The organism is Bacteroidetes Order II. bacterium (assembly GCA_016788705.1).
In the GTDB taxonomy this organism is placed as follows: domain Bacteria; phylum Bacteroidota; class Rhodothermia; order Rhodothermales; family UBA2364; genus UBA2364.
This window is the reverse complement of the sequence record JAEUSQ010000059.1, coordinates 66606-91868: the sequence shown is the minus strand read 5'-3', so window position 1 is coordinate 91868 and position 25263 is coordinate 66606. Positions and strand designations below refer to the sequence as shown.

The 25263-nt window shown below is 46.5% G+C and carries 15 protein-coding genes; 5 read left to right on the top strand and 10 right to left on the bottom strand.

Annotated features, from left to right (window positions below):
• Positions 1 to 110 precede the first annotated feature (110 nt).
• A complete protein-coding gene (locus JNN12_15520; protein MBL7979745.1) occupies positions 111 to 1727 on the top strand; it encodes a SusE domain-containing protein in 1617 nt (538 codons plus the stop codon).
• Between the two features lie 118 nt (positions 1728 to 1845).
• Here JNN12_15520 and JNN12_15515 read toward each other — a convergent pair whose 3' ends face one another.
• The 8 genes from JNN12_15515 to JNN12_15480 all read right to left on the bottom strand — a co-directional run bounded on the left by JNN12_15515 (position 1846) and on the right by JNN12_15480 (position 13334).
• Positions 1846 to 3027 carry a CoA transferase gene (locus JNN12_15515; GenBank protein MBL7979744.1) on the bottom strand — a complete coding sequence of 394 codons (1182 nt, stop codon included), beginning with the start codon at positions 3025 to 3027 and terminating at the stop codon, positions 1846 to 1848.
• 129 nt (positions 3028 to 3156) lie between these two features.
• A complete protein-coding gene (locus tag JNN12_15510; GenBank protein MBL7979743.1) occupies positions 3157 to 7092 on the bottom strand; it encodes an efflux RND transporter permease subunit in 3936 nt (1311 codons plus the stop codon).
• Between the two features lie 45 nt (positions 7093 to 7137).
• Positions 7138 to 8295, bottom strand: a complete 1158-nt coding sequence (locus tag JNN12_15505) for an efflux RND transporter periplasmic adaptor subunit (GenBank protein ID MBL7979742.1) — start codon at positions 8293 to 8295, stop codon at positions 7138 to 7140.
• Between the two features lie 46 nt (positions 8296 to 8341).
• A complete protein-coding gene (locus JNN12_15500) occupies positions 8342 to 9985 on the bottom strand; it encodes a TolC family protein (GenBank protein ID MBL7979741.1) in 1644 nt (547 codons plus the stop codon).
• An 8-nt stretch (positions 9986 to 9993) separates the two neighbouring features.
• The gene (locus JNN12_15495) at positions 9994 to 10683 is read right to left on the bottom strand and encodes a TetR/AcrR family transcriptional regulator (protein ID MBL7979740.1); all 690 of its coding nucleotides are present in this window, start codon (positions 10681 to 10683) and stop codon (positions 9994 to 9996) included.
• Positions 10684 to 10869: 186 nt separating this feature from the next.
• Entirely contained in the window at positions 10870 to 11553 is a 684-nt protein-coding gene (locus tag JNN12_15490) for a PIG-L family deacetylase (protein MBL7979739.1), read from the bottom strand.
• Positions 11554 to 12240 carry a WbqC family protein gene (locus tag JNN12_15485; GenBank protein MBL7979738.1) on the bottom strand — a complete coding sequence of 229 codons (687 nt, stop codon included), beginning with the start codon at positions 12238 to 12240 and terminating at the stop codon, positions 11554 to 11556.
• A 2-nt stretch (positions 12241 to 12242) separates the two neighbouring features.
• On the bottom strand, positions 12243 to 13334 hold the full coding sequence (locus JNN12_15480) for a mannose-1-phosphate guanylyltransferase (GenBank protein MBL7979737.1): 1092 nt from the start codon (positions 13332 to 13334) through the stop codon (positions 12243 to 12245).
• A 71-nt stretch (positions 13335 to 13405) separates the two neighbouring features.
• Between JNN12_15480 and JNN12_15475 the strand changes: the two genes are divergently transcribed.
• The 4 genes from JNN12_15475 to JNN12_15460 are packed head-to-tail and all read left to right on the top strand — an operon-like array spanning position 13406 to position 17868.
• The gene (locus JNN12_15475) at positions 13406 to 14554 is read left to right on the top strand and encodes a glycosyltransferase (GenBank protein MBL7979736.1); all 1149 of its coding nucleotides are present in this window, start codon (positions 13406 to 13408) and stop codon (positions 14552 to 14554) included.
• Positions 14555 to 14567: 13 nt separating this feature from the next.
• Complete coding sequence (locus JNN12_15470; protein ID MBL7979735.1) at positions 14568 to 15590, top strand: SDR family NAD(P)-dependent oxidoreductase; 1023 nt, start codon at positions 14568 to 14570, stop codon at positions 15588 to 15590.
• Positions 15587 to 16732, top strand: a complete 1146-nt coding sequence (gene pseC / locus JNN12_15465) for a UDP-4-amino-4,6-dideoxy-N-acetyl-beta-L-altrosamine transaminase (GenBank protein MBL7979734.1) — start codon at positions 15587 to 15589, stop codon at positions 16730 to 16732. Before JNN12_15470 ends, pseC begins: the two co-directional genes overlap by 4 nt.
• Positions 16723 to 17868 (top strand): glycosyltransferase, encoded by a 1146-nt coding sequence (locus tag JNN12_15460; protein ID MBL7979733.1) that lies wholly within the window; start codon positions 16723 to 16725, stop codon positions 17866 to 17868. Before pseC ends, JNN12_15460 begins: the two co-directional genes overlap by 10 nt.
• 285 nt (positions 17869 to 18153) lie before the next feature.
• Here the strand turns inward: JNN12_15460 and JNN12_15455 are convergent, their stop codons facing one another.
• Both JNN12_15455 and JNN12_15450 read right to left on the bottom strand, forming a co-directional pair.
• Positions 18154 to 18519, bottom strand: a complete 366-nt coding sequence (locus tag JNN12_15455; GenBank protein MBL7979732.1) for a hypothetical protein — start codon at positions 18517 to 18519, stop codon at positions 18154 to 18156.
• 137 nt (positions 18520 to 18656) lie between these two features.
• Positions 18657 to 24983 carry a carboxypeptidase regulatory-like domain-containing protein gene (locus tag JNN12_15450; protein ID MBL7979731.1) on the bottom strand — a complete coding sequence of 2109 codons (6327 nt, stop codon included), beginning with the start codon at positions 24981 to 24983 and terminating at the stop codon, positions 18657 to 18659.
• Between the last annotated feature and the right edge of the window lie 280 nt (positions 24984 to 25263).

Here is a 25263-nt window from a genome sequence, read left to right as displayed (position 1 = left end):
AGACAAACCATGCAAATTTTTGAATGAACCGATTGATTATTGTAATGATCTGAGGTGTAATTCAAAGCATGAAACCGGGATAGAACCAAAAAAAAGGATAGAGGAAAAAAATGAAATTGATCAAGATTCACGTATATGTACTGGCACTTTTTGCTTTGGTTGGGATCAGCCGCGCACAGGTCGGAGGCTCTATTGACTTTGATTTGAAAGCAGGTGATCAAGCCTTGCGAAGTGTTGAAAGCAACCTCAAAGGTGGAGATACCCACAATGTTGAGGTACATGCTTCCAATGTGACCAATGCCATTGCATTCGAGATCAAGGTCTCGTTTGATAATACGTTTTTCACCTACACAGCGCAAACAATTGGTCTGAAAGGGACGAAGTCCAACCAGGCGAATCTCTTAACGCAAAATGGTGGGACGATTTTCAACGGTGCTGGTCTCGAAATAATTACAACCAGTGGAACCAAAACAACGATTACCCTTTCGGTTGCGTTGAACAGTGCAAGCCAAACCAGTAATTCGGTAACGGGTGGTGGATTTTTGGCAAACATTCCCTTAAGCATTAATAGTGGGGTTGCGACCGGAAAGTCGGGAACGGTTACTCTGGAAGAATTGACCATTTTGGACAAAGCCTTTGCGGCCACGACCATAAATCCGGCAATCAGCGGGACAGTGAAAGTAAATGGTGCTCCTACCCAGACCTCGATCACGAGTCCTGCGAATGGCGCTCAAGTAACGGTAGCAGGTCAGCCAACCGACACAATTTCGCCAACATGGTCTGCTTCTACGGATCCAGATGGAAAAGCCGTTTCTTATACTTGGCAACTGGCTACCGATGCAGCATTTACGACCATCTTAAATTCGGCAACTACAGCAGACACCAAAGTAACCCTTACCTTTAAGCAAGTGGATGATATCCTCGCTGCTGCTGGGGTGGCAAAGGGTGGAAAAGTAACAGTTTACCATCGTGCTAATGCCTCGGATGGGGTAAATACCACGCTGGGTACTGCTGCAACGGTTGAACTTACTCGTGGCGTTGTGAATGCGCGTCCATCTGCAATTGCTGGTCTTATTCCAACGAATGATGCCACTGTTGTAGTGGAAGGTGCTCCAACCAGTACCCTTACTGTTTCGTGGAATGCTGCAACGGATGCAGAAAATGACCCTTTAAAATATACATGGCAACTTTCTACGGATCCGACCTTTCCGTTAGGTAGTGCTACGTATGTAAAAGATGCTGCTTCAGCGACGAGTTTTTCCATCACCACTGGTGATTTGAATGCGTTGTTGAAAAACACTTTTAAAATTGCTGGTGGTGCTACCGCAACGTTCTACCACCGTGTATTAGTAAACGATGGGGTGAATTCTGCAGTGGCCAGCAATTCAAATAAAGTTAATTTCAAACGCGGCCCAGTAACGGCAACTGAAGGTGAAGTGGAACTTCCTGCTGAATTCGCCGTTAAAGGCAACTACCCGAACCCGTTTAATCCTTCTACCAAGATCAGTTTTGATTTACCCGGTAATGCCTTAGTGGGTATTCAGGTATATGACATTCAGGGGCGTCTGGTCATGGAAATGCCTAAAATGGCCTTCCAAGGTGGTGCAAATCAAACCATGAACGTCAATGCTGCATCTTTGCAATCAGGAACTTATCTCTACCGTGTGACAGCCGAATTAACCACTGGCAAAGTTACACAAATGGGCCGGATGACCCTATTGAAGTAAGTACATGGTTCGTTTAAATTTTGGAAATCATCATCTCATGCTTCATCAGTCGGTTTGATGAGGTATTGTTAAAGGGGCCTCCTAATGCAAAAGCGTTGGGGGGCTATTTTTTTATCTATTAACTACCCGCGATAATTCCATCTAAAATCAAAAGCTCCAGTTGCGCGAATCCTATTCCCACAGAGTTTAATACCTCGAACGTATGCTCACCAATGGTTGGTGGGTGATATCTCAGTCCAAATGTTTGATCTCCATATTCAAAGGGTAAGCGTGGTAGGTTTGCTGAAAGGTTGTGTGGAAGTTGGGTGTGTAGCATACCGTCACCAGCATTAAGGTGTGGGTCTAAGAAAAGGTCTTCTGTTGTGTTGACAGGAGCAAAAGGCAAATCAAATAAAGTACATTTCTCCAAAACCTCATTCTTGGTCAGATTAGAAATTAAGCGGGTAATCTCATTGAAGAACCAAGGTGAGTCTAAGCGCTTGTTATTGGTATTTAGTTCTTCGTTTTTGAGCCAGTCTTCCTTATCGAAAGCTTTACAAAATCGTTCCCAATGCTTTTCGGAAATAATGGCCAAGAAAACTATTTGATCATCGGCTGTACGAAAAGAATTATAAATACTCCACGCATTGGTACGGGCGGGCATCGGAGGCATCGGTTGTTGTAAGATGGCCGAAGCCGCCATAAATTGCCCCATCATATACACCGCCGACTCGAAAAGGGCGCTTTTAACATGCTTTCCGGTGCCTGTTTCTTTTCTTTCATAGAGTGCCAGTAAAGTACCCATTGCGGCAAACATGCCACCAGCGATATCCACAACCGAAATTCCCGCCCGAAGTGGTTGTCCGGGAGGGCCTGTCATATAGGCAATTCCACTCATCATCTGAATCAGTTCATCCATGGCCTGCCTATTTTCATAGGGTCCAGACAAGAAACCTTTGAGTTCTGTATAGACCAAGCGGTTGTTGATGGCAGCGGCGTCCTGATAGCCATAACCTAAACGGCTCATAGTCCCAGGGCCGAAGTTTTCTACCAGTACATCTGCTTTTTTAATGAGGGCATACACGATTTCTCTGCCAGTAGGATGCTTGATATCTATGGCCAGACTTTTTTTATTTCGGCTATAAAAGGGGAAATAACCAGCACCCATACCACTTAAATACCGGGTACTATTTCCGTGTGGTGGCTCAATATGGATCACTTCTGCACCCATGTCCGCTAATATTTGCGAACAGGCAGGGCCCATAATAACGTGGGTAAAATCTAAGATTAAAATGCCCGAAAGAGGGAGTTTGGCCGTCATCGCTTTTCCTGTTTAAAGATAGTCCAAGATATTGAACGATTGTTATGCCGTAAAGGAAAATGACGTAAACAATAAAGGCTGTTCCTTGGTTTGGAACAGCCTTGCGAAACGATTTTATCGTTCTTGGGTTTAAACGGACTTGTCTACCACTTGGGTTCCCCTATCCATTTTTACGGCACCATCGCCGCTGACTCCAGGATGGAAGGGTTCGGCTGTTTCAATAACTTTAAAGCCTGCTACCACCCGATTCGCAATGGAGGTAAAGGCATTGTACATTACTGGAGCCACATATAGGGTGAGGAAAATGGAGAAAATGGAACCACTGATCAGCGCTACGTTCATCGGGAGCCAAAATTGACCATTTTCGGAGCCAAACTGAAAGCCTGGATCGGCATGGGTGAAAAGGCCCACAAAGTCAATATTTAAGCCAAAAACCAAAGGGAACAACCCAATAACCGAAGTGATAATGGTCAAAAAGATGGGGCGGGTTCGGATGACGCCCGCCTCAATGATGGCATCGTGCGAAGTTTCGCCTTCTTCTTCTCTTTTTAGGGCGAAGTCAATCAGAACGATCGTGTGGTTAACCACAAGTCCTGATAAACTAATCAAGGCGATAAAGGTCATTAATCCAAAAGGAGATCGGGTCAGAATAAGACCAAGCATAACGCCAATAAGGGAAAGGCCCATACCGATCATGATGACCAATGGACCTCGGATATTTCTGAATTCCATAACCAGAAGAAGAAAAATCAAGGCAACGCCCATAAAAAGAGCGATAGAAAGAAAGCCAAAACTTTCTTGTTGGTCTTTATTCTCCCCGGTAAAATTCAGGACATACCCTTTTTTTACCTTGTAATCGGCCAGAAAAGTCGTGACTTTACTCAAAACCTCGGGTCCGCTATATCCAGGAGCGGCATCCCCTGAAACGGTTACCACGCGGCGGCCATCTAATCGGGTAATTGAGCCTAATCCGGCGCCCACTTCAAGTGTAGCAACAGCCGAAAGCGGTAGTTGTCGGCGGTTATTGGGATTTCCGCCCACGTTGACGGGTAGGGTTAAATTTTGGATGCTTTCAAGTGCACTTCGGTCTTCGGGGCGGAGTCTAACGGTGATGTCATACTCATCTTCGCCGTCCCGGAATTTACTGGCTTCTGTACCATTGATGGCGCTCCTAATAGTGCTTGCAATTTGGCCCGTAGATAACTTGTATTGTTGTGCCCGTTCACGGTCTATCTTAACACGTACTTCTGGGCGTCCCGAATTGAGGTTATCCCGCACGTCTACCAGACCATCAATTTGTTTTTTCTCGGCGGCACGGCTTAGTTTAAACTTCAAATCATGACTAATCCGGACAATCTCGTCAAAATCCGGACCAGAAACTTCTATATTGACAGGCGCACCAGTAGGTGGTCCGTTGCTGGGAGCCGTAAACTTTAACAATGCACCAGGAATACTTCTGACCACGTCACGAAGTTTTGTGAGCGTGTTCTTTGAGGATTCTCCCCGATCTCCATAATCCACCATATTAATGGTGACAAATGAGTTTTGTGGGCTTCCCCCCCCGCCAAAAAATGATTCTTGTCCGCCAGCAGTACCGACGCCAGTCTGATAGTTTTTTATGTTTTCGGCAGCGAGCGGATCCTTATTGATCAGACGTTCAATTTTTGATTCCGCCTTTTGTGCCATCTTATTACTGGTCTGGACATTGGTGCCAATTCCTCCTTGTAGGTTTACGGTCACTTGGCGGGGATCGGTAGAAGGGAAAAATGCGACGCCCGTTGGTGCGATCGCATACACCATAAAGATGCCAAAGAACAATCCAAAGGTTAGGTTGAGGACAATGGCGCGGTTATCCGTAAGAATCAAAGGCCGTTCAGATTTTAAAACAAACCCAATAATACCAAAAATGAGCATTAAAATGGGGGTGATAGATAGGGATAAGGCCGTTCTAACTAATTGCTCGCTGGCATCAGGTTTTTCAAAATCGGTACGTAACCAAGCAATTAAAAATACCACCAACATGGCGATCGCCGTTTTCCAGCTGAGGGCAATGGTGGTTTTTCCGCCGCGAATCATGATCTCGAAGGTATGAAAGAAGATTCCCAAAACCCCTATTAGAAAAATGATCCCGGCGGGCAACATGAAAACCACTTGTGCAAGGGTAAACCCGCCATAGACTGGTTCTCCGATCGTGAGTAGAGAGCCCACAATAAGTAAAATAAACCCAAGGGTAAAACTTGTTAAGGTAAAGGTATTTCGTAAGAGGGCATATTTTACCTGATAATCCCGTTGCATCATTAGTTCAAGCCACCCTTTATACTTTACCAAATATCGTGGAAACTGCTTATTAATAATAAAATCGCTAACGGGGACCAAGAAATAACGGGTAAAGGTGAAAAGCAACAAGGAGAGAGCGATTAAGACCGGTACCGTTACCCAATTAATAATGAGCATCAGAATCGTTAGAGAGGAAACGGCAATGTAGGTGACATAATTGATCCACTTGGGTGGAATCGCTTTTGGTTCATTGTCTAAGCGAACCAAGTAAGCGGTAATGACTGGATTCATGACCAATGCTACAAACAGCGATGTGGAGAGGGTGATAATGAGGGTCAAGGGCAAGTAGCTCATAAACTTGCCGATCACACCTGGCCAAAACAGCATGGGGAAAAAAGCCGCTAGGGTAGTAAGGGTGGCATAAATAACGGGCCCTGTTACTTCACGGGTTGCCAAACGAGCAGCCTCAAATTTTTCGTACCCCATTTCTCGGAAGCGGTAAATATTTTCTACCACCACAATGGCATTGTCTGCCAAAAGACCTAAGGCAATGATCAGGCTAAATAGGACGATAAAGTTAAGGGTGAGTCCCATGACTTGGAAAACGGCGAAACTCATAAGCATGGAAAGTGGAATCGAAATAGCCACCAGCATAGAAGCACGAATTCCTAAGAAAAAGACCAAGGCCATCACCACAAAGAAAATCCCTGCTACCAAGTTGTTTTGAAGTTCTTCCACCAAATTGCGGACGAACTCGGAATTGTCGCCGGTATAAACCACAAATGTACCGTTGGGTAGGTTGGCGGTTTTAATTTTCTCTTTCAGGCCATCCACTGTCTCGATGATGTTTGCGCCAGAACGCTTTTTTACCTGAAGCGAAATCACTTGCAAGGGTTTCCCATCTTTTGATTTGACGGTTCCGCCCACGCCCCCTTCATCGGGATGAATGATGCGAAGTCGAGAATAGGTGGTACGGTCTTTAAATCCGTAGGTTACATCGGCTACATCGCGCAAATAAATTGGTGATGGGCGGGCAATGGGGCCTTGTGGTTCGGGGACTTTAACGATCAGGTTTTCCAATTGGGCTTCACTCTTCATTTCACCATTCACCCGAACAAGGTAGTTGAGGCGATCTACGTCCACCGACCCTCCCGGAATGGTTAGGTTTTCTCCCTGAATAGCACCAGCGACATCTTGAAAGGAGAGGTTATACGATTGCAGTTTTGCAAGGTCTACATTAATTTGCATTTCTCGCTCCAATGCGCCAATCAACTCAACTTCCAAAACACCTGGTACGCCCTCAAATTCGTCTTTTAATTTGTCTGCAACATCTTTTAATTTTGACAAGGAATACCCTGCGGCGAGGTTAACGGTGATAACAGGCAATTCCGAGATGTTGATTTCCCGAACAATAGGTTCTTGAATATCGGAAGGTAATTTGGATTTTGCGATATTCACCCGGTCGCGCACCTTTTGATAAGCATCTTCGATGGGTACATTGGGTTCAAATTGGATATTGACCGATGTAACCCCTTCGCCGGAGGTGGAGCGTAGTTCCTTGATTCCACTGATGCTTTGTATTTCACGCTCTAATGGCTGTGAAACCAAGGCCTCCATATCGTCGGGACTTACACCCGGATACACAACCGTAACAAAAATGTTAGGGATTTTGATAGAGGGTTGGGCTTCCTTCGGAACGGAGAAATAGGCATAGAAGCCCCAGATGGTAAGCAAAACCGTCAACACGAGAACGGTAATGCGGTTTTTAACGGCCCAGTCTGCAATCATTGTATGTTAAGGATTATCAGTGAGGAAAAAGAGCATGTTGGGCGCTTAACCCTTAACGACTTCTAAAAGATCACCTTCAGACACGTTGTTTTGTCCATTGGTGACCACTTCATCGCCTGCATTAATACCAGAAAACACCACCGTTTTCCCCTCTTGAGAAGGTCCGATGGAGATACTGACCCGTTTGGCCACTTTTTTCCGGCCTTCGGGTTTGGCAATAAAAACACTTGTACCTTCTTCGTCGCGCATGATGGCCGTTTCCGGAATCACAATCACGTTTCCAATGGTCTCGTTATTGATAAAGATTTGGGCGGTCATTTGTGGCTTTAACAAACCATCTGGATTGGCCACCTGAATTTCGATGGGGAAGGTGCGGCTGGTAGGGTTGACATTGGTCCCGATAAAACTGATACTGCCAATGGTTTCTTGGTTTCCGAGTGTTGGAAACCGGACAAAGGCATTCGTTCCGAGTCTAACAGTTGCAGCATACTTCTCCGATACCCCCCCTGTTATCTTTACATTTCCGGCATTCACGATCTGGACGATCGGTGATCCTGGCGCAGCAGTAGATCCCACCTCAGCCAGTTTGCGCTCTATTTTTCCAGAAAATGGTGCAACCACACGGGTATTGGACAATTGTTTTTGGGCAAGAGAGATGGCAGCTTGTGCTTGTGCTTTTCCTGCATTGGTTTGGTTTACGACGGCTTTGGCTGCGGCGAGCCGGGTTTTGACGCCCTCGAATTCGAGGGCAGAAATAATGGAGTCGCGGTAGAGGGGTTCTTGTCTGCGGAAGGCATCTTCGGCAAGTCGGAGTTGTGCTTCTGCATTGGCTACAGCGGCTTCGGCAGCACTCAGCGCGGCTTTGGCTTGGGACAAAGCGGCTTCGGCTACGGCAGGATCCACAATAGCGACGGTTTCTCCGGCAGAAACGTATTTGCCAACGGGAGCAACGTATTGCAAAATGCCAGCACTTAGCGCCGAAACGGTCACATCATTCGATGTTTCGACCACGCCCGGAATTTGAATCATATTGTCAAAATTGCCAGCGCCAGCCAATAAGGTTTCCACCGGAATCATAGCAGAAGTCAATTCGGTGCTGTTTTCAGCAGTAGAGGCCGGTTTATTCCCTTGGTTACAGGCCGAAAAAACGAAGGCCAGCATCAACGAAACGGGAAGAATAACGACGTATTGAAAGTGTTTCATGTTAGGGTTTGATTTGGGTAATGATGGACCTTTGGGAATTATCCGGTTATTGTACTTTATAAAACTTATTGACATAATTCCAGATGCCGCCAGTGCGTGCCGGAGCAAATTCAGGGACTTTCGATTCTACAAAAGGTAATTTACCCATCGCAGTCTGAAGGCTATTTTTGGCATTGAGGTAGTCGAAGATCGCCACTACATATGCCAATTTACTCTGGTCTAAGAGTTCGGAGGCTTGGCGTTCTTCTAACTGGTTTCCAACACCCTCGCGAAGACGGGTGGAGGTGATTCGGTAGTTTTCTTCGGCACGGGCGATGTTGTGTCGCTGACTTGTCATGCGTTCGAAAGCTGAAGAAAGGGATAAAAAGGCTTGTTCTACTTCTAATCGAATACTTTCCTGCAATTGTACTTCCTGAATTTTTGCACGTTCGATGGATAGCTGGTTGCGTTGCCGTTGGTATTTTCTTGTACCACCGTCATAAAGACTCCACGAAACCTGTAATCCGACCGTTATATTGGGATCCCAATACCCGTCACTGAAAATACGATTACGCTCTTTGGTGAATTTGAACGGATCATTGGCATCCTGTACCGAGTAGGTGCGGTTACTGGGGATGCGTCCTATGTATGAAATATTGGAAAAGGCACTCACAATGGGCTTGCCCAAGGCTGTGGTGACCCCTTTCTGAATTTCCTGAAGGACAATGTTTTTTTGGGCCTGCACCAAATCCGGACGGTTGTTCATGGCCACATCAAGGGCTGCACGCAAATTTAGGCCATCGGTTTCGCTTGCTTTTTCCGTGAGTTCTTCCCACGAGGCTTTGATGTCAATTTCGGTCTCTATAGGTAGCCCAAGCAGAAGTTTTAGACCAGAAAGGGCAAGTGCTGAATTGTTGGCCGCAACAATTTTTTGTGTATTCAGGTTGCCCAATTCTACTTCGGCAGAAAGGCGTTGAAAACGAGGAGCAAGGCCCTGTTGGACAGTCTTGCCGACATCGCGGGTGGTCTCCGTTAGGCGTTCCATACTGTTCTGAAGGACGGAAACCTGTTCGCGTGCCAGCATCACCCGATAAAACGCACTGCGGATCTGGCTTACGATTTGTTGTTGTTGGCGCAAAAATCCAGAAGCCGTAATAGATTGAAGCACCCGTGTTGCACGTAGTCCTTCGCCAATTGCGGCATTGTATAAAGTCTGGCTGATGGCGATATTACCTGTAACGTTATTTTCTACGGCAAAAGGGTTTGCACTGCTATTGGTCGGAATGCCCGCAGCGGTTTGGCCTTCGGCGATTCTGCGGTAGTACTCCTGAAGGGTGATCGGTGTGGTGCTTTCATCGTTGTCCGTTCGGGCTTGTTCATTAAAGCCCAGCCAGCCAATTTGCCCCAGACCCGTAAAAATATTACCCGCACTAGAGCCTGCAAATGGATTGGAACTAAGCAAATTGCGTTGGTAATTGCCGGAAAGGTTGATTTTGGGGTAAAGGTTGCTAAAACCTTCTTCTACCTGAGAATTTACCTCGGATTGACCAAGCGCAGCCGAACGGAGCAGGTAATTATTCACCAAGCCGATTTGAATGGCCTCATCGAGGGTCATATGGACTTTTCGAGAGGGAGGACTTGTAGGTTGCGCTGCCAATAATCCGGGCATTAGGAAGAGAAGGGCGAGAAGATAACGGTGAAAAAAACGCATATTGTTTCTTAAATAGACCGTGGGAGTACTGCTGTGGAAGAAGGCTGTTGGGAAATCCCGTGTAATAAAAGCAAGCAAAGCCACTCTTGGGCATCGTTTGCAGGGCTTATCTGGGTGGGGGTACAAGGCAAAGGGGGATTATGCAAAAAAGTATCATACATGATATAGCCATGTAAATTGCCAAATATCATGTGGGTAAGGGCTTCTGCATGAAAAGACCGGACTTCACCACGCTGCATGGCTTCTTCTAAGAAACCAGAAAAACGTGAAATCGTTTTGGCTTTTAACGACAAAACCAGTTCTTTTAACGCATCCTCATCCGAGAGCATCAGGCGGTTTAGGACTTTTACCACCAAACGAAAATGGTCTTTTTCTTGGTGATAATGGTCTAAATAGGCGCGAATAAATGCCCGAAAAGTTTGTTCAAAGGATCGTTGTTGTTCCTGGGATTGCAGGAATACATTTTCAACCAACTGAAATTCTTCTTCTGCAAGGTCCTGAACAATGGCACGTAACATCTCTTCTTTTCCTTTTGGGAAATAGAGATACAACGTCCCTTTGCCAAACTCGGCGCGTTGGGCAATCTCTTCTATCGAAGCCCGTTCATATCCCTTTTCAGCAAATACCCGAATCCCCGCCTGAAGCATTTCGCGACGGCGGTTCAATCGTTCTCTTTCCTTGCGTGAAAGGGATTCCATAGCAATTATTGTTGTTTTTGGGGCGGAGTAACCTAAAAACGGAGAACACTTTCCATGGTTTCCATACAGGCTGATCTTTTAGGTCAATTCATGAATACAGTATTCATCTTATGACCATGTAAATTAAATTTCTAACTTTGTCAGATACTTGTGTCAAACGTTATTTGGTTAGAAAAAAAGGTTTTTTTAGGAGCAAATGCGGAAGATGGTTTGAAAGGCTTCTGCTGCTACCAGCCCCACTTGTGACCCCCAGCGAGTGGCAATACTACGGAGCACCTCCTCGGAGCGAGGATGGGGGAATGGGCGCATTTCGGGTGCATAACATTGCATGGCTGCTATTTTACCCGCAAGAAAAGTGGAAATATCCACAAAGGTGTCTGGTTGAAAGATGGGAGAAAACTTACCAAAAGCATATTCGGTGGAGGAAGGGACTTCATACGCATACAATGCACGGACAGGACAGCCCTGAAGAGGGCGGCAAGCGGTGAGGGTGGCACGAAAGGTAATGGTATGATCTAAGTTCAGATCCCCTCCGTGCTGTGTATAGACCACTTCTGGCTTTTTCTCTTCGATTACGCTTGTCAGGAGTTTTACCATGTCTAAGAAAGGCAATGTATCAAAGCGTTGATCGGGCAATTGCAAAGCCTGAACGGACCTAACGCCAAGCAGGTTAGCTGCTTTTTGGCTTGCTGTGGCTAAAAAATCAACAAGTTGCCGAGGAGCCTCTTCGCGGCGGTCAAAGCGCGAGGTTGCGCCCTCGCCTAAAATACAAACATGTACAGTATGGCCATTTGCGATGTGGCGGGCGATGGTTCCGCCACAGCCCAAAACCTCGTCGTCTGGGTGTGCGGCAATAACAAGGATGTTCATTTAGGAACGAAGATAGGTTAATAGACCATTGGGTCCTAAGTGGAGTAAAAAATCCAATGCTGAACGTGGAGGAGTGGTTGGGTTAGGGTAGTTGGCAGGCGCAGGGGGTGAAAAATGGTGCCATTCAACCTGAATACCCGCTGCTTCAAAATGGTTAATAGACAAATAGTTTTTGCCCAACGGGCCAGATAGATAAGTGGTTGCACCTGCTTTTTGGCATAATTCCAAAACCAAAGCTCCTTTTGTTTCGGACGGTGTAAACTGCGATGAAAAAAGAAGAGGGGTTTTTAGCGACAATGCCTTGGCAATTATCTGCGAACTGGCCAAACAAATTGTCCGAAAATTAGGCCATTGTGTATGGTAAAAGGCATTAAGTTCGGGTTCAAAATCCTTCCAAAAACAAGTATGATAATACTGATGCCGTAGCGTTCGCCAATGCTTAATTTTCCAGTTCTGGCGTTCATCCACCTCAATTTGGTTGATGGGTAGGTTCCCGAAACGCCCTTTGGTTTTTACGGGAATGGTCAACCACTGCCATGAATCACCACATCGGATTCGATTACGGTTTATAAACCATGACTTCTCGTATTGGACATGATCCAATACGATATGTAGATCGGACTTGAGAATCCGGTCGAAATAACCAAGCCAAGGCCAATACCCCGGTTGTGCAATTGAAACTACCATGCTTAGGTATGCGCCTCCAAGCCATTGCTGTTGAGAAATTCTACCACGTTTTTGACTTTTTGTGTGGCTTCTTTATGACAGACCAAAAGGGCATCAGGCGTATTGACCACAATAGTATCGTGCATTCCGACAACCGCCACCAATTTGTCGCCTGCAAAAACCAAATTTCGGGAGGCATCTTCGCATACCACTTTGCCTCGGAGGGCGTTCCCCTGTTGGTCTTTATCATTCAGGTCATAAACCGCACGCCAGTCCCCCACATCGTTCCAACCAAAATTTCCGGGAACCACAAAAACCTTTTCGGCAGGTTCCATAATACCATAATCCACCGATGTTTTAGGACTGGAACTAAATGCCTTCAAGACCATTTCGTCTGTGACCGTTTGGGTGTTGAGAACGGGCTGAAAAGCCTCGGCAAGGTCGGGCATGTGTTTTTGAATTTCGTCTAGGATGGTGTCTGCCCGCCAGACAAACATGCCGGAGTTCCATAGAAACTCGCCCGTAGCCAGAAAACGTTCGGCGGTTTCGAGGTCTGGCTTTTCGGCGAAGGCTTTTACGGGGCATGCAACCAATCCGTCTTCATCCACTTCATAGGCTGTAGTATCAAACTGAATATAACCATAGCCTGTTTCGGGGTGCGTAGGTTCTATGCCAATTGTAACCAAGCTGCCCGGCTCTTGTGCTTGGGCAATAGCGGTTCGGAGTACCTGCTGAAAGCGCCTAACATTGGCAATCAGGTGGTCTGCGGGCAGTACTATCATGGTAGCGTTTGGGTCTTTCTTAAACAACTCGGCAGCCGCCCATGCAATACAAGGGGCTGTATTGCGGCTCATCGGCTCACCCAAGATGTTTTCGATCGGCAGGATGGGTAGTTGTAACTGGGTTAGGGGTTGATATTGTTGGTTTGTAACAACCAGACAGTTTTCTGGAGCAACCAGGCCCGCCAGCCTTCCAAGAGTGGCCTGAATCATCGTGCCACTTCCGAATACATCTAAGAACTGTTTGGGTTTGGCCTGACGGCTATGAGGCCAGAAACGGGTTCCAACCCCGCCTGCCATAATGACGGCAAATAAAGATTTAGAGGGCTGTTCCATAAATGTTGATTTGTAGTCTGATAAAACTGGTCGTAATATACAACGAATCATTGTCAAATTAACCTACGATTATGCGCCTTGCGCTGATTGGGACGGCTTCAGAGCCCCATTTCCGGAAATGGCTGCCAGCATTGTCTGAACAGGGGATCGAGGTGCATCTCGTTAGTTATCACGCTCTTGAACAACCCATTGAAGGTGTGACGTATCATCAAGTTACGTCGCCTTTTGTATCCAGAACAGGATTCTGGTCCTACCATTTGTCGTCGGTAGCTCCTTTTAAGGCGGTTCTTAACGAGATTCGTCCTGACGTTCTTATGGGTTCTTTTGCTACGCATTATGGCTGGATTGCGGCGCGGACAGGCTTTTCTCCGTTCGTATTGATGACGTGGACACGTGATGTCACCGTGCATCCATTTCAAGGGCTATTACAAAAATACTACCATTATGTTGTCTCCCGTATCATGGGCCAAGCAAATTTGGTGGTAACAGATGGTCCTGCTTTGGCATATCTGGCCCGGAAGTTTTTTCCAGAACATGCTGCCAAGATTCAATCTTTATTATGGGGAATCCGCCTTTCTGATTACGAATCTCCACTAAAAGATGTGGAAGAACTCCGAAAAAAATGGAGCATCCCCGAAGGAAAAATCGTGCTTACAGCGGGGCGGGGGGTATATTTTTATTATCAGCCCCAAATTTTCTTGCCCGCTATGTTGCAATTGCTCGGGGAACGGGAGGATGTTTTTGTTATTGTTCTAACGTTAGGACAAGAGCGAACCCCACAAACAGCAGTGCTGCTGAACCAATTAGCCGTGCATCCGCGGGCCTTGGTGGTGCAAACACGCTTACCGCTTGCGGAAGTCCGGGAGATTTGGGCAATTTCAGATTTTATGCTCTCTTGTCCGGAATATGATGGTGTTTCGGAGGCCGTACTGGAGTGTCTGGTGGCGGGAACAATTCCCCTGCTTAATGAGATTCCGAGTAATTGTGCATTATTAGAAATTGGTGTAAGCGCTTTCATTGTAAAGGATGAATCCGTACTTTCCCTCTTTTCGGGGATAAATCAAAGTCTAAATGCGCCACCTTCCGTTGTTGCATCCATGAAAGCCAAAAACCTTAAATTTGTTCATCAACATGCCTCAGTGGAGATCACGGCCCAAACTTTTACCGGCATGTTGCACCAATTGACATCAGGTTTAAGTGAAACGATCACTAAAACATGAACCATAAACCAATATGACTCATCAAAACGAACGGCATTGCCTGATAACAGGCGGAGCGGGCTTTATCGGTTCGCACCTCGCCGAGGCCCTGCTTAAAGAAGGCTGTGCTGTTACCGTTGTGGACAACTTGGCAACGGGGCGTCAGGCCAATTTGGCAAAAGCACTTTCTCATCCCAATTTTCGGTTTGTAAAATTAGATGTTGCGAATCGTGAATTAATGGCACCTTTGGTTGCCCAAAGTACCGAGGTCTATCATCTGGCCTCGTATGTTGGGGTGCGTCTGGCAGCATATCCTTCCAGCTCTCATATTCTCAATAACTTACGCGCGATAGACAATATACTGGATCTGGTCACCCATTACCGCACCAAGTTTCAACTTAGTTCTACCTCGGAGGTGTATGGAAAGGCAATGGATGTGCGAAGTGGCCACATTGAAAACCTGAAAGAAGACGCCGATCGAATCTATGGCTCCACTAACATACACCGCTGGTCTTATTCGGGCATAAAAGCCATAGAAGAATTCCTAACACTTGCCAAATACCATGAAGAAGGGATATATGCGGTTATTGTAAGGCTGTTCAATGTGGTTGGCCCACGTCAAATTGGACAAAATGGCATGGTCATTCCCCGCTTTATTCAGCAGGCCCTACAAGGAGAAGCTATCACGGTCTATGGGGATGGCGCTCAGCAGCGGTGTTTTTCGTATATCGGAGATGTTGTCAGGTGCATGATAGACCTGATGAAAACGCCCGGAGCATCTGGCGAAATATTTAATATTGGTAACGATATTCCCGTCAGTATATTGGAATTGGCGCATAAAATTAAAGAATTAACAGGCAGTCGTTCAGAGATTGTCTTTGTGCCGATCGAAAAGGCGTTTGGTACTTCGTTTGAAGACGTGTTGCTTCGGGTTCCAAACGTAGATAAACTCAGTAAACAATTAGGTTATCATCCTACAACAGGATTAGACCGAATTTTAATGGAACTTATCGAAGAAGCCCAGAAGACCATCTATCCATATAGCGTAAGACATTGAGCGAACAAGCCTTTATCCCATATAGTTGCCAGCAAATCACGCAGGAAGACATAGAGGCTGTCCAAGAGGCTTTGGCATCCGCGTTTATTTCGCAAGGCCCTATCTTAAGGAAGTTTGAGGTGGATTTTGCACAAAAAGTGGAAGCACCATTTGCCGTTGGGTACAGTTCTGGAACGGCTGCCTTGCACGGGATGTGTATGGCGGCTGGCTTCAAAGAAGGAGACGAGGTCATTGTCCCTGCCCTCACCTTTGCGGGAACGTCTAATGCCGTATTATACACCGGGGCCAAGCCCATTTTTGCGGATATTGATCCTGTATCCCTTTGCCTGGCGCCAGATGCGGTTGAGGCCTGTTTATCACCCAGAACCCGCGCCATTTTAACAGTGGACTTTGCGGGTCATCCAAGTCCTTATCGCGAGTTACGTGCATTGGCAGACCAGCATCAAGTTCTTCTGCTCTCGGATGCCGCGCATGCACCTGGAGGGCGTTATTGGGGTAAGGCCATTGGAAGTGACCTTGCAGATATGACCGCCTTCAGTTTTAATCCCGTCAAAAATATGACGACAGCAGAAGGGGGAATGGTAACCACGCATGATGCCGGTTTTGCCTCCAGACTACACATGGCGCGTTCGCATGGCATGACCAGAGAGGAAGATTTGTTGGTATTTCCATCGGAAGGAGGGTGGTATTATGAACAACAATTTTTGGGATTTAATTATAAGTTAAGTGAATTGGCAGCGGCTTTGGGCATTCAACAATTGAAAAGGTTGGAAGCATATAACAACCGAAGGCGAGAAATTGCGGCACTTTATACAGAACAATTAAGGGATTTACCACTCATACTCCCAAGCGATTCTTCAAACGGATTTCATACCCGTCATCTTTATCCAATTCGGTTGAGGGAGAATGCAAAAATAGATCGGGCGAACCTTTTTAAGGTACTACAAAGTCAGAAAATTGGGGTTCAAGTACATTATATCCCTGTGCCTTACCATCCCTATTATCGTGGCTTGGGGTATCAGATGGAGCAATTATCAGAAACGGAAAAATATTATCGTACTGCACTAAGTATTCCGCTTCATCCGAGTTTAAAGGATATAGAAATAGAACGGGTCATTAATGCTCTTCGGTTATGTCTTTAAACTCAAAAATACGAGTTGTTCACCTAACAACCGTACATCGTTTACGAGATCCTCGTATTTTTTATAAACAAATTCCTACGCTTCAGGCGGCTGGATACGAGGTTTTTTTAGTAGCGCAACATCCACAAGATGATGTTATTGAAGGTGTACAAGTGAAGGGTCTAACCCCTATGCAAGGACGTTTTTCACGAATTTTGCTTTGGAAAGAGGTATATCAAAAAGTAAAAAGACTTCGTCCACATATTGTTCATTTCCATGATCCAGAATTGATCCCACTTGCCTTATGGATAAAAAAAAGATTAGGTTGTAAGATTGTTTATGACATTCATGAAGATTATTACACTAAAAATAGTTTTCCTGAAAATATCCTTATTCGATTTTGGGAACGTATTGGTTTTAATATTTTTAATATTTTGATAATAGCTAATAAAGAGTATAATAATTTTTTAAAGCCATACACCCGGAAAATTTATTTGGTAGATAATTTTCCTTTGGATATATACCATAAGAACAAAAATAAAAGAATTGATAAACAAGTAAATCCCATTCGGCTACTCTATACAGGCGTCTTAGGGAAAAAGCGTGGCTTGGATTTCTTGGTGTCGCTTACCATAGAAATAAAGCGTAGAAAATTGCCTTGGAAAATGGTTTGGGCGGGCATGTGCATCAATCAAACAGAGCGCGAAGCAGCCGACGAGCAGATTAAAGCTGTGTTGGAGGAGGGCATTTTAGAATTGCATGGCTGGGATACCTACTTACCTTTTGATAAAATTGTAGCTGAAGTGGAGCGAGCATTTGTGGGTTTGTGCTTGATGGAGCCCCATGTATGGTGGCCCATTCCCACAAAATTTTATGAATATGCCGCGTCGGGCCTGCCGCTCATTTGTACAGATACGCCCGTTTGGCGGGATTGGGTTGAAGCCCACAAACTGGGGGCAGTAGTGCCATATGGCGACCCGCAAGCGGTCATTATGCTGGTTCAAAAATGGCTGGATGACCACGATAAATATGCTAACACATCGGAAAATGCAGAAAAAGCTGGAAAACAATTTACGTGGTCAATTGCCGGAATGGCCTTGCTTGCGGCCTATCGCCGTCTCGAAGAGGAAATATCCTCCCTGACCCCAAGCCAATAGGGCTTGCAGAGCTTGTTTGCCTTAGATGATTTTTCTGTGCTCAATCTCATACCAAGAATAGCATAACTTCTACGTATTTAAAAATATCTCAAAGAAGTATAATAAACAAATTACTGCATAAAGGAAAGCTTTTTATTTATTTTTAAGTGATTTTAAAAATATTAAGTAAGATTCGAGAGGGATCAGTGAGGCCAGAATAAGGCTTTGTTTTCTTCAAAAATGTAAGGCTTCTTAGGGTCTCGAAAAAAAGGGTGATGTTGTGTCACCCCTTGCGTAAATAGTGGATTATTGTCCACCGCGCCTTCCGCGCATTTCTTGTAGCATTTCCAGATATTTCGTCATTTGTTGTTCCGTCAACACTTTGGAAAGTGCCGTATTGGTTTTTCCCCTCATTTCTTGAAATGTTTCGCGCATACCCGGCCCTCCAAAGCCATTTTTCATGAGTGCCCATCGTTCTAAGGCCGCATTTTTTAGAATATTTTGGCAGGCTGTTGCTTGTTCGGGAGTAAGGGCTAAGTTGGTTTTCATTTGCTCTGCCTGTTCGAGCGCACGTTGAACCACCGTCGCGGAGTCGGGCGGTGCGCCCCCGCCACGTTGTGCATAGGTGACTGGTGCGAGCAAAAGCATAAAGAGGAAGAGTAGTTTTTTCATTGTCATTATGGATTGGTGAATGTGAAACGGAGGTTTATTAAAATACGAATAAACGAATTGTAAAATCATGTTGGAATGATGTCAAAAAGCCGCCTATGAGGAATAGACGGCTTTGATAATCGGATATTGACTTTTGGTTAGTTGCGCACTTGCACCCGCACCCCTTCGGAATGGCTGGCAAATTCGGGGGCATACATACACTGGATGCTCGTAATGCCCGTCGAAAAGTCGCCTGCATGGGTTACGCGCAGGGCGTATTCAAATACATAGGTTCCCGGATTCATCCAGCCTATGAAAAAGTTGGTGGCGGCATCGCGGGTGGATTCATAATATCCTAATCCGCCTTGATAGCGATAGCCACTCATCACGTTTTCCGGTTCGAATCCGGCGGCCCGCATGTCTTTTAAGTGGACGTATTCCATCGCCCGATCTACACGCAGTACCAGTCGCACCTTGATTCGGTCTCCGGCCTTGAGTGGGGTATTCGCGGTGATGGGCGCCAGGGCGGGGCCATTGGGCGTATTGCGTTCTACGGAGAGGATCCGTTCTAATTTGAGCGGGGTTGCGGCGGGTGTTATTTTATCCAATTGCTCAAAATACTGCCAATAGACCGCACCCCATGCGGCACTTGTTCCGGTTTTGTTTACCGTGATCTTGCCCATTCCGGGCTTGATCTCGGTTGCGGGAATCGTCGTTTTGAAATACCCTGTTCCGGCTTGGGAACGGATATTGGGGTCGGTTTGTGGATCAATCACTTTGCTTCCCAAGGTAATTTTTGCTGTCTGTTGCTGTGACAAAAGGTCGGTTCCGCGCAAAAGCAAGGCATAAACGGCATTGGCGGTAGCGGTCGTGGTTTTCCAATCTTGTGTTTGTTTTTGTTTGAGCAACCAGAGTTTTAGGTCTTCTACGGCTTTGGCATCATTCGCTACTTTGTGGAAAACTTCGATCATCAAGGCGTGCGTCTCGATGGGTGCTTGGTACCACCAATAACCGGGCTCACCTTTCCAATACATACCCATTTCTTTGTTGTTGATACTGCGTTCTCTGAGGGATACCACCACTTTATTCGGGACTTGTGTTTCGCCATAGTTGTGTAGGCCAATAGCGATCATTCCTTGCATATAGGGCGATTTGGTCAACCAGTATTTTTTGGCTTGATCAAAGAAATAATCGAAGGCTTCTTTTTGTTTACCATTCATTTCTATGTTACGGAAGTTTCCACGGGCATATAAATGATAAATTTGGAAATAGCTTAGGTTGTCGTTTTTTAGGTTTCCATGCTCTACAATCCAAGTATAGTCTTTGCGGTTTTGTTCGTCTAAGTATTGTACGGCCCGTGTCACCATTTCTTTTGCCTCGGTACTCATGGCATCATAAACCCCGAGTTGTCTGAGGCGGGCAAAACCGGAGACAATGTGTTGTGTGACCCATTGGCTTGGTTCCATCCCTTTGAACCAAGGCCATGCACCATTAGAAAGTTGCATTTCGCGTAACTTCCGCATGGTTCCTTCCAATTCGCGGGCCATGCGTGCGGTATCGAACAGCAGGCCAATTCGTTTTTTCCGTTCTTGCTCGTCGTTCGACTGGAAGACCCACGGGGTTTCTTCTAACAGAACCGACTTAAGTTCTTGGTTTTTTTCGAGATTCGAGAGGAAGGTTTCTTTGTCGGTGGTTTGCCATTGACGGAAAATCTCCTGAATTTTGGGCTGTTTGGCCACGATATGGCTGGCAATGGCATTGGCGTAGAACCGCGTAAAGGTCTGTTCGGCGCATTCATATGGGTACTCCATCATATAAGGAATGGCTTGTACCGCATACCAAATGGGGTTCGGGGTGAACTCTACCGTGAGCGATTGATGCCGCAAAGTGGTGGAAGTGTTGTTCAAGAGTTTATCGAAAGTGAAGCGGGTTTCGCCAGCATTTCGGACAGGAAGCGGTAGCGATTCTGTGACCAACATCCGGTTGGTTAAGACGGGCAAGGCGGCCTCCTCGCCATCGGTGAAGGTGCCTGCTTTGGCGACCACTCGGTAGGTGATGGCCGAGATGCCTTCGGGAATCTTGAGTGACCACGAGAGAAGGGCATTGCCTTGTTTTTTGGCCGAAAAGTCCACTTGCGACTTGGAATTGCCAAACTGTGCGTCAACGGGTTGATTGGTAAGGGCATCAAACAGGAAGAGTTGTGCCTGTCCATTCAAGTCTTGTTCGGATAGGTTGTCCACTTTTGCGGTAAATGTGATGGTATCGTTTTCTCGGAAGAAACGCGGGGCGTTGGGCGTAACCATCAAGTCTTTTTGCGTAATCACAGACTCGCGGATTTGTCCGGTGCTGAGGTCTTTGGTATGGGCCAAGCCGAGCAGGTTCCATCGCGTGAGGGCTTCCGGCATGGTAAAGGCCAGTACCACCTCACCCGCCTCGTTGGTACGGAGTTGGGGCAGAAAAAAGGCGGTTTCGTTTAAATTGGTACGGGCTTTTACCTCGCCAAGATCATTTTGTGGCTTTCCGCCAGAGGGTAATGGTGAATTAGTTGGTGGAGGTTCTTCGTCCCGAACTTCAGCATCTTGCTTAACAGCTGGCGGAACGAAACGGGTATTCGTGGCTGCTTCAGAAGAAACCATATCTCTTGCGACCATAGGAGCAGAAGCCGCCATTTCAACAGGAGCCGCTTTGGAAAAGAGTACTTGTACCCGGTTTCTACGTTCACCGCCATCATAGTAGTCCATTTCCTCGTGTGCCCATGTTAGTTTATAGGACATTTTAACGCCTTTGTCTGCCGTGAGCAAGACGGGGGTGAGTGCGGTTGCGTGTTGGACATGCCAGACCCGAACCACATAATTACCGGGTTTGAGGTTACTGAAGGTGAACTGGCCTTTTGCATCGGTTTTGGTTGTGAATTCCGTGTTTTCGAGCGTCACTATGGCGTTTGAGACGGTTTTTTTGCCGTCCTCGTAATAAACGGTACCCGTAATGGTTCCAGCCACTGCGGTTCCACTTACGGCATGCATGAAGTTCGGCCAATCGGTCAGGCTGTTCTCGCCTTCAAACTGGAAGGTATCGTATTCTCGACTTGGTGCAAATTCGGTTGGGTCAGTCTTAGACCAAGCGAGCTGGGTTGTGCCAAATAGGGCGGTTCCCCATGTCATTCTGGGTGCGGAATAGTTCCAGAGACTCATCCACCAAGTGTGCCCCCGAAATTCATCAAGCGAGGCATCATACATGGCGGCCACCATTTCCGCAGCAACGGCCTCGCCTTTTGATCCGGTAATTTTTAGTCGCCACTCTTCTGCTTGTCCGGGATACAATTTGTTTCGGAACGTCTCGAAGGCCAACTTGAGGTCTTTGTTGGAGAAGGGGACGTTGAGGGTATTCGTTTCGGTATAAGTCCGGTTGTCTCGGATGGCCGAGAGGTGGTAGCCCAAATTGCCTCGGTGTTCCTCCTTGATTGGGATGGATTTCAGCACTTGCTGACCATCTAATGCGACGACTTCCGAAGAAATGATCTTGCCTTTGTGTTCTATCTCGAAAAGTATCCTGGTTTTTCCGGTTGCACCGATGAGGAACGTAGCATTTTCGCCGGGCTGCACCGTTGTTTTAATCGGGCGATGCCAGAAGGGTTGTGGTAGGGCAGGCGTTTTGGCTACTTCATCATAGAGGGTAACGATCTGGCGCGTTTCTACGGGGCGGTTTTGCAGATCCTTCGCCGTCAGGACAATCAGATAAGCACCTGGTTGAAGTTGTGCGGACGACAGGTCTAACGGTGTATTTTTACCTGTATCAAAAGGCAAACTCACTACCGACTGGTCTGTTTTCCAGTTCCGTTTTTCCAACTCGTCGCCGTAAGGATCGTTGGGGAGTAGTCTCCTGAACTCAGCCTCGGTTAGTGCTTGGACATCGGGTATATTCCCCGAGGTTCTGGCGCGGAGCGTTCTTTCGGGTGATTTTAGACGAGAAATCGAAACCTGTCCGGTGGTTGGAATGGCTTGACCATTGAGGTTTTGCGCCTTGATGACGAGTTTTTTTAAGTCGCTAAGAGGTTGTATTTCCTGAATATCGGCATTTAAGGTGAGAGACTTATAACCAACCCGTACATCGGTCTCGTCGCGGTGGTTTTCACCAGTAATGTCCGTTACATTGGCCTCGATGTTATAGACAAAAATGGGTTCTGTCTTAGGGTCTTGTGTTGGATCGGGGCGGGCTTTAAAGCGAATGACAAAGTTGCCATCGGCATCGGTTTTACCTTCTCCCTGCGCAATCTCGATAGGGGGAGCAGGGTTCCACCAATAGCGCCACCAACTCCAAGGGGGCAACTCTGCACCACGTGTAATTCGGTAGGAAACCGTGGCGTCGCTTAGGTTGGCTCCGGCAAAGGACTTTGCGGTAACGGTAACGGCTACTTCTTCGTCTAAGGCGGGTGTGCCTTCGATGGGTTTAAAGGCCACTTCAAATCTTGGACGTTTGTACTCTTCTACCGATAGATACGTGCTGCCGTGTTCCGTTTGGAGCCGGAATTGCCCCGTCAAGATGCCGGTTGGGAGGGTAAACTCGCCGGAAATTGTTCCGAAAGCATTGGTGGTTTGTTTAACTTCCGAGACCTTTTCGTTGTTGGCATTAAAAAGCTGAACCGTCACTTCCTGATCGGCTACAACCGTCCAAGAGTTCTCTTTTTTTGAGGAAATTTGGATGGCTTTGAAGTACAATTTCTGGCCGGGACGATAAATACTCCGATCCGTAAAAAGATGGGTACGAACCATTGTGCCTTGTTCTAAGGGGGGGGACTGGTAATAGGGATAATAGCGATATGGTGCATTTTCAAATACTACTTGGCCTTGATAGGTATAGCGTAAATAGTACCGATTTTCGTAGTTAGAACGCTCTTGTGGGATGTTGACTTGTCCGTTTGCATCGGATTTGTGCGTGCCCACCAATGTCCCCGATTTGCCGTCGCGGGTAACCCGGAATCGTGCCACAGCCACACCTGAAAGAGGCAGACCAGTGGTACGGTGCAAAAACCGGAGTTGGCTGTTTTTCTCGGCATCGCGGCGGTTTAGGGCGATGTCCGAGACAGTGATTAATGTGGTTCCATCACGATCCGAGGCGTCCGAAAAGTTTTCGGCTGAAGAAACAAACAGCATATAAAGCCCTGCTGGTAACTTCGGAAATGCCGCCTCAGTGATATGGCTTTGCATATCGCCGTCATCGGGCAGTTTCTGGCCCGCAAAGGCCGTTCCGCCTTGCTTTCGGGCTTTGTTCGCAAAGCGGTTATACGCCTCATAATCTGCTTGAATGCGTACCCATTGGTCCGTTGGTACGGGTACTGCCTTCAGGAAAGCACGCTTGGCATTCATGAAGGTGATGCTTGCCGGAAAATGTTGGTTTGGTTCGGTAAATTCCGGCACAGTAAGTTGGATGGTACGGGCAGTTAACTCGGACTTTAGCCCCGTACAGGCCAGCGCAGCACGGCTGTTTGGGAATTGATTGACTACCTTATCGCAAATGGCCAAAGCGTCTTTTTTCTTCCACTTATGGGTTTGTGTTGGGTCTTTTGCTTTGTATGTATTGCCTTGATTTTTATAAAGTTGTGCCAATTCCCAGTACGCTTCTGCAATGGCTTCTTGTTTGTAGCTACGAATAAGGGCATTTAGGGCGTTTTCGTATTGGTTGTCTTTCTCCGCCGAGACACTATGGGTATGCACAAACACTAAACGGTTCACCTCCAAGTCTATCAATGCAGAGGGATTGTTGTCTTTAAGATGGAAACGGCTTAGGTCTTGCCACAACCGTAGGGCATCAGCCCCAAGTGCATCCTCGGAAAGGGGTGATTGTTGTACAAACTCGGATGCTGGCGCAAACCATTGGGCATTGCGGATGGCAAACCGTTCTTTAGGGTCGGAAAGTCCGGCTTCGGTATTGGTAAAGAAGGCGAGGGCACGATGAGCAATAAAATCATAGAGGGTGGGGCGCACATCGGGATTACCCTGCCGATAAACCACCGCATTCATTATCCCAATTGGCAGTTGTTGTAGAACAGTTGGATTGGCAACCGAGGCTCGGAAATGAGTTTTGGCCTCGTTTAAGATTTTGCGTAAGTCCCATGTTTCTATATCGTTGTCTTTAATGCCTTCGGTAGCTGTTCGGTTCATGAATCGCCACCGATTTTGCTGGTAATAATTCCAGATCATCTCAGCATAGATTGAATGTAGGATGGGTTTTAGGTTGGGTAAGCCATTCTCAATTTCGCTGCGCACTTCGTTCATGGCATCATTAAAGGTTTTCTCCTCGAGCGATTGTACAAAACGAGAGCGGAACATCAGTCCTTTAACAAATTCTGCTGTATTTTCCTCCGACTTTGCGCGTTCGGAAATGGTTTTTGCCAAGTCGTATGCCGAGCGATATTGGCCGTTTTCTAAAAATTTCTCGGCATTTTTCCAGTTTTCACGATAGAAATCGTTGGGTTTTGGTTGTGCCATGATGTTGATTGTTGAGACAAAAAGACACAAGAAGAGAAAAGTTAGGATTCTCATGGTGTTGTAGTTTTAGAATAGATTCCGGTTTGTATAAGTTGAAGGGCGCAAGTCCGGAACGCCTGAAGTTACGGAAAAATTGCAGCTGTTTTACCTCTTATACAAACTGTGATCAAAGTTTAAAGATGATTGCCCATTCCGATCTCTGAGACAATCATGGCCATAGACAATAATTTTATCTGATCAGCACCAATTGGGGTTGCAGATTTGCGTATTTTACTCGCTC